The organism is Staphylococcus sp. B1(2026) (genome assembly GCF_058895785.1).
This window is the reverse complement of record NZ_JBZXTS010000103.1, coordinates 1-1340: the sequence shown is the minus strand read 5'-3', so window position 1 is coordinate 1340 and position 1340 is coordinate 1. Positions and strand designations below refer to the sequence as shown.

The 1340-nt window shown below is 34.6% G+C and carries 1 protein-coding gene; it reads right to left on the bottom strand.

Annotated elements, in window-relative coordinates:
* Window positions 1-174: 174 nt before the first annotated feature.
* Window positions 175-1340: mucin-binding protein (locus tag AC5EAH_RS08115; RefSeq protein WP_493494274.1), on the bottom strand; the 1166-nt coding region annotated here is incomplete at its 5' end.

Sequence of the window (1340 nt, the reverse complement as noted above, 5' to 3'; positions counted from 1 at the left end):
CAACAATAACTTTACACTAACATTTTGTTTTCAACTAAATCAAATTAAAATTTTTAATAATCAAAACATGCCACCTTTTAATAAACTTTATCTCATCTTAGTTTATTAATTAGTGGCATGTTTTAAATTTCATTGTTTTATTTCACTTTGTTGATTCTTGAAACTACATCATTCTTATTGTTTTTTCTTACGACGTAAACCTACTAAGCCTAATGCTGCACCTAGTAATCCTACACCAGCAGCTGATGTTGATGACGAATTTATACCTGTATCTGGTAATTGTTTCACAACTTTACCTAAAGTTTTTGGTACTTGTAGTTGTTGTGGATTTACCGAAGTTGCGGGTATTTTTGGAGCAGTTGGCTGTTCTGGACTTACTGGTGTTACTGATACTTTAGAATCTGTCGGTTGTTCAGGCTGTACTGGTTTCACTGATTTATAAACAATTAGTGTATCCTTTTTAGGATTCTCAATTACTGGTGGAATATAGCCTTGTGTTGGATCTTCTGGATTCACTGGTACTAATGGTGTCTGTCCATCTGGTCCAATTGGTGTTGTTCCTGGTACATGTGGAATCACTGGGAATCCTGGATCTGTTGGTTGTCCCGGTTGTGTTGGATTATTTGGATCATTTGGATATGGAATTACTGGAATTGGTGTTTCACCTTCCGGAACAATCGGTACAAAGTTCGCTAACTTACTATAGATAACCACTACATCAACTGGATTAGTTGAGTATCCTGTTAAGCCTGTTACATCAGTAACTGTTGCTTTGTCTGCGATATAACCTGGAATCACTGGTGATACTTTTCCTGAAATTACATCATCTGTTGATGTCCAGTTACCTTCTTCTACTTTCTCACCTGTGACAACATTAACTTGTAATACTCGTTTGAATGACGCTGTATCTGTAAATGGTTCTGCTACTTTATTACCATTTTCATATACATATGTAATTGTACGTGACAAGTCTTTTGTTGCTTGTTCAGATAATTGTTTAATCTTATCTTTTGTCCACTTAGGTCCTTCTGGATTGTTTGGATCCATTGGGTACTCTGGTTTTGGTGGAGTTGTCGGATCAAATGGTACAACCGGTTCTTTCAATACAACTTCGAAAGGTTGATCTACTTTACTATCTTTGTCAAATCTTTGTGGATATGTAAATGTATTTATGACTACTTGATAACCTTTGTTTGTTAATTCTTTTAACTTATCTGTATAGTTTTTACGTTGAATTAACTCATTTGATTTACCTTTTTCTTCTACTCTGTCTAATTCAGAACCATTTGATTGCTTAGTAAATGTAATGATTGCCTTTTGTTCATCTTTCACATAAGTAA